Origin of the sequence: Neisseria sp. HMSC065D04, from assembly GCF_001815675.1 — a bacterium.
In the GTDB taxonomy this organism is placed as follows: domain Bacteria; phylum Pseudomonadota; class Gammaproteobacteria; order Burkholderiales; family Neisseriaceae; genus Neisseria.
Genome location: NZ_KV821510.1, coordinates 14,417 through 19,500 on the forward strand (window position 1 = coordinate 14,417; position 5,084 = coordinate 19,500).

The 5,084-nt window shown below is 53.1% G+C and carries 3 protein-coding genes and 1 pseudogene; 3 read left to right on the top strand and 1 reads right to left on the bottom strand.

What is annotated here, in order from left to right; genetic code table 11:
* Positions 1-196: 196 nt before the first annotated feature.
* The 3 genes and pseudogenes from HMPREF3050_RS14265 to HMPREF3050_RS06390 form a co-directional block, all read left to right on the top strand.
* Positions 197-271 (top strand): annotated as a pseudogene (locus HMPREF3050_RS14265) (ABC transporter ATP-binding protein); the annotation flags it as partial.
* Positions 272-579: 308 nt separating this feature from the next.
* Positions 580-1,194 (top strand): CadD family cadmium resistance transporter, encoded by a 615-nt coding sequence (locus tag HMPREF3050_RS06385; RefSeq protein WP_070774146.1) that lies wholly within the window; start codon positions 580-582, stop codon positions 1,192-1,194.
* Positions 1,195-1,489: 295 nt separating this feature from the next.
* Positions 1,490-2,587 carry an NnrS family protein gene (locus HMPREF3050_RS06390; RefSeq protein ID WP_070774148.1) on the top strand — a complete coding sequence of 366 codons (1,098 nt, stop codon included), beginning with the start codon at positions 1,490-1,492 and terminating at the stop codon, positions 2,585-2,587.
* A 103-nt stretch (positions 2,588-2,690) separates the two neighbouring features.
* Here the strand turns inward: HMPREF3050_RS06390 and ppk1 are convergent, their stop codons facing one another.
* Positions 2,691-4,748 carry a polyphosphate kinase 1 gene (ppk1, locus tag HMPREF3050_RS06395; protein WP_070774150.1) on the bottom strand — a complete coding sequence of 686 codons (2,058 nt, stop codon included), beginning with the start codon at positions 4,746-4,748 and terminating at the stop codon, positions 2,691-2,693.
* Positions 4,749-5,084: the final 336 nt, after the last annotated feature.

Below are 5,084 nucleotides of genomic sequence, written 5' to 3' on the forward strand. Positions count from 1 at the left end.
CTCTCCCTAACCCTCTCCCACGGGGCGAGGGGATCAGGTTGCTGAAAATCAGAGGGCCGTAGGATTGGGAATCAGATGTCAGGTAAACCTGAAAATGTTAGGGTTTGGCAGCCCGATTCCCTCTCCCCGTGGGAGAGGGCTAGGGAGAGGGTAAGCAAGCCGCAGGCTTGCCTCTTCGGTGAAAGGTACGAATCTGCTGTCCGAACGCGATTCGGCTTTTGAAGAAGCCGTGGTGGCAAGAGAGTTTCAGGGGATTCATTATTATGAGTAATGGGGGATTTGAATTTCTGACGAACCTTACGGTTCGTTGCCCTCTCCCTAACCCTCTCCCACGGGGCGAGGGGATTAGGTTTCTGAAAATCAGAGGGTGTAGGATTGGGAATCAGTTGGCAGGTAAACATTGAAAATGCTCGGATTCGATAGCCCTAGCCCTCTCCCTGTGGGAGAGGGCTAGGGAGAGGGTAAGCAAGCCGCAGGCTTGCTTCTTTAGCGAAAGATACGAATCTGTTATCCGAACGCGATTCGGTTTTTGAAAAAGCCGTGGTGCCAAGGGGCAGGGGATTCATTATGAGGTGCTTTATGTTTTCGACTGTGATTACTGCTGCTGTTTTATATATTGCTACAGCAGTAGATTTGTTGGTAATACTATTAATATTTTTTGCTAGAGCAAATACTAGAAAAGAATATCGAGATATTTATATCGGACAATATTTAGGTTCTGTAATTTTAATATTAGTTAGTTTATTTCTAGCTTTTGTTTTGAATTATGTTCCGGAAAAATGGATGTTGGGTTTATTAGGTTTAATACCGATTTACTTAGGTATTAAAGTTGCTATTTACGACGATTGTGAGGGCGAAAAAAGAGCTAAAAAAGAATTGGATGAAAAAGGGTTGTCAAAATTAGTCGGTATTGTTGCTTTGGTTACAGTTGCTAGTTGTGGTGCAGATAATATTGGACTTTTTGTTCCTTACTTTGTGACTTTAGATCTTGTCGACTTATTAGTTACTCTTCTTGTATTTTTAATATTGATTTTTGTTTTAGTATATACAGCACAAAGATTGGCTAATATTTCAGGTGTTGGTGAAATTGTAGAGAAGTTTAGTCGTTGGATAATGGCTGTTATTTATATTGGTTTAGGGTTATTTATTATTATTGAAAATAATACAATTCGAACAATAATATCAATAATATGAATGATACGGGCATTTGAGTATCTGACAAACCTTGCGGTTCGTTGCCCTCTCCCTAACCCTCTCCCACGGGGAGAGGGAATCAAGTTGCTGAAAATCAAAGAGTGCAAGATTGGGAATTAGATGGCAGGTAAACCTGAAAATGTTCAGGCTCGACAGCCCAATTCCCTCTCCCCGTGGGAGAGGGCTAGGGAGAGGGCAAGCAAGCCGCAGGCTTGCCTCTTTGGCAAAAGATACGGCCCTGTCCGCCCAATAAATCCATATCAGAAAGCATCTTCATGCAGAATCAAGCCAAGTCATGAATAAATTTTTCACCCACCCCATGCGGCCGTTTTTCGTCGGCGCGGCGGTGCTTGCCATACTCGGTGCGCTGGTGTTTTTCATCAGCCCTGGCGCCATCGTCCTGCACCGCCAAATCTTCTTAGAACTTATGCTGCCTGCGGCATACGGTGGTTTTCTGACTGCCGCCATGCTCGAATGGACGGGCTATAAAGGTCGTCTGAAACCCGTTGCCACCGTCTTGGCGGCGCTGTTGCTCGCCGCATCCGTCCTGCTGCCGTTTGCGCCACAAACCGCTTCGTTTTTCGTTGCCGCCTATTGGCTGGTGTTGCTGCTGTTCTGCGCCTGGCTGATTTGGCTTGACCGCAACACTGACAATTTTGCCCTGCTGATGCTGCTTGCCGCGTTTACCGTTTTTCAGACGGCCTATGCCGTCATCGGCGATTTGAACCTGTTGCGCGCGCAAGTGCATCTGAACATGGCGGCGGTCATGTTCGTATCCGTCCGCGTCAGTGTCCTTTTGGGTGCGGAAGCCCTCAAAGAATGCCGTCTGAAAGACCCCGTATTCATTCCCAACGTCGTCTATAAAAACATCGCCATCACCTTCCTGCTGCTGCACGCCGCCGCCGAACTTTGGCTACCCACGCAAACCGCCGGTTTTACCGCGCTCGCCGTCGGTTTCATCCTGCTTGCCAAGCTGCGCGAACTGCACCATCACGAACTCTTGCGCAAACACTACGTCCGTACCTATTACCTGCTCCAGCTTTTTGCCGCCGCAGGCTATCTGTGGACAGGCGCGGCGAAACTGCAAAACCTGCCCGCCTCCGCGCCCCTGCACCTGATTACCCTCGGCGGCATGATGGGCGGCGTGATGATGGTGTGGCTGACTGCCGGACTGTGGCACAGCGGTTTTACCAAGCTCGACTACCCCAAGCTCTGCCGCATCGCCGTCCCCATCCTCTTCGTCGCCGCCGTCTCGCGCGCTGTTTTAATGAACGTGAATCCGATATTCTTCATCACCATCCCCGCGATTCTGACCGCCGCCGTGTTCGTGCTTTATCTGTTGACGTTCGTGCCGATATTTCGGGCGAATGCGTTTACGGACGATCCGGAGTGAGCGTTTCTGTTTCATCCCGTCAGTCAATGGCAAGCCCTGTATCGCCTTAAGTCAAAAGGTCGTCTGAAAACTAATTTCAGACGACCTTTTGTGTTGCCGCGCTTTATCTGCCGTACATTTCCCACAAACTTTCTTGCAGGCTGAAGGCGGGTTCGCCGTTTTCGGGTTGGGCGCGGATGTAGCTGCCGTCGGGCTGCATCAGCCAGGCGCGGGTGTTGTCTTGCAGCGCCATTTCGATGCCTTCGTGGATGACGCGGGCTTTGAGTTCGGGCGTGAAAATCGGGGTGGCGACTTCGATGCGGCGGAAGAAGTTGCGCCCCATCCAGTCTGCGCTGGAGATGAAGGTGTCGTCTGCGCCGTTGTTGTGGAAGCAGTAAACGCGGGAGTGTTCGAGCTGTCTGCCGATAATGGAGCGGACGCGGATGTTTTCGGACAGGCCTTTGACGCCGGGGCGCAGGGTACACATGCCGCGTACGATGAGGTCGATTTGTACGCCTGCGCTGCTGGCGCGGTAGAGGGCGTCGATGATGCTCGGTTCGATCAGCGAATTCATTTTGGCGCGGATGCGGGCGGGCTTGCCTGCTTTGGCGTGTTGGATTTCGCGCTCGATGCGGTCGATGACCATTTTGTGCAGGGTGAACGGACTTTGGTAGAGTTTGTTCAGACGACCCGGTTTGCCCAAGCCTGTGATTTCCATAAAGAGGGTGTTCACGTCGGCGGTGATTTGGTCGTCGGCGGTGATGATGCCGAAGTCGGTGTAGATGCGCGATGTGCCTTGGTGGTAGTTGCCGGTACCGAGGTGGGCGTAGCGTTTGAGTGCGCCGTTTTCGCGGCGGATGACGAGTGCCATTTTGGCGTGGATTTTGTAGCCGAATACGCCGTAAACGACGTGTGCGCCTGCGTTTTCAAGCTGTTGCGCCCAGTTGACGTTGTTGGCTTCGTCAAAACGCGCCATGAGTTCGACGACGACGGTCACTTGTTTGCCGGCAAGGGCGGCTTTCATGAGGGCGCGGACGAGTTCGGAATTGCTGCCGGTGCGGTAAATGGTCATTTTGACGGCGAGGACGGCGGGATCGGCGGCGGCTTCACGTATCATGTGGACGACGGGGTCAAAGGACTGATACGGATGGTGCAGCAGGATGGGCGATTGTTTCGCCAGTTTGAAAATAGAGCCGTTCTTGCGCAATGCTTTCAGACGACCTGCCCCGCGTGCGGGAAACTTGAGGTCGGGACGGTCAACCAAATCGGGCACGGCATTAAGGCGCACGAGGTTGACCGGGCCTTTGACTTGGTAAAGCTCGGCGGGGGTGAGTTTGAACTGGGCGAGCAGGAAGTCGTGGATGTGGGGCGGGCAGGTGTCGGCAACTTCGAGGCGCACGCCGTCGCCGTATTCGCGGTCGTGCAATTCGTTTTGAATGGCGGCGCGCAGGTTTTTGAGGTCTTCTTCATCGACGGTCAGGTCGCTGTCGCGGGTGAGGCGGAACTGGTGGCAGTCTTTAACCGTCATGCCGGGGAAGAGTTTGCCGACGTGGGCGTGCAGGATGGAGGAAAGGAAAACGAAGCCGCTGCCGCCGTCGCACAATTCGGCGGGTAGGGGGACGACGCGCGGCAGGATGCGCGGGGCTTGTACAATCGCCATGCCGGAGGGGCGGCCGAATGCGTCCGTACCTTCAAGTTCGACGGCGAAGTTGAGCGATTTGTTCAGCGGGCGCGGGAAGGGGTGCGACGGGTCGAGTCCGATAGGGGTGAGGATGGGCAGCAGTTCGGCGTCGAAATACTGCTCGATCCATTTCTGCTGCCTTGCCGTCCAGTTGCGGCGGCGGTAGAAATGGATGCCTTGTTTGCCCAGTTCGGGCTGCAAGACTTCGTTGAACAGGCGGTATTGCTCCTGTATCAGCGCGTGCGCTTCGGCGGCGACAGCGGCGATGGTTTCGGACGGCGTGGTGCCGTTGTCCAAACGCTCGTGCGGATTCATTTTTTGCGCACGTTTGAGCCATGCCATGCGTACCTCGAAAAATTCGTCGAGATTGGAAGAGACGATGCACAAAAACCGCAAACGTTCCAAAAGCGGTACGTTTTCATCCTGCGCCTGCGCCAAAACGCGGCGATTGAAAGCGAGCAGGCTCAGTTCGCGGCAGAGGATGCGGTTTTGTTCGGGCATGGTGTTCTCCTGAAGCGGGTGGGTCGGACAGTTAATTGGGAAGTATAACGCGTTTCGGACGGGCGGGGCAGTGGTGCGGGATGGGCGGGTGGTTGGCAGGGCGGGAGGTCGTCTGAAAAGGCTGTCGGGGCGTTTTTTGTATGGGGCAAGTGTTTTCAGACGAGGTGTATAAGAATGGTTATTATTTGTGCAAATATTGTTTATTTTTATAGTAAATGGTATCGTTAGCACGATTTTTTAGGGCGAAAGCCGGTCTAAATTTTGCCCGAACTGCCCCTGTCTGTTTTCAGACGACCTTGTTGTAGTGGATTAACTTTAAATCAGGACAAGGCGACG

Coding starts and splice junctions, on each gene's coding strand:
- HMPREF3050_RS06385 (WP_070774146.1), top strand. CDS start 580: ATGTTTTCGACTGTGATTACTGCTGCTGTTTTATATATTGCTACAGCA.
- HMPREF3050_RS06390 (WP_070774148.1), top strand. CDS start 1,490: ATGAATAAATTTTTCACCCACCCCATGCGGCCGTTTTTCGTCGGCGCG.
- ppk1 (WP_070774150.1), bottom strand. CDS start 4,748: ATGCCCGAACAAAACCGCATCCTCTGCCGCGAACTGAGCCTGCTCGCT.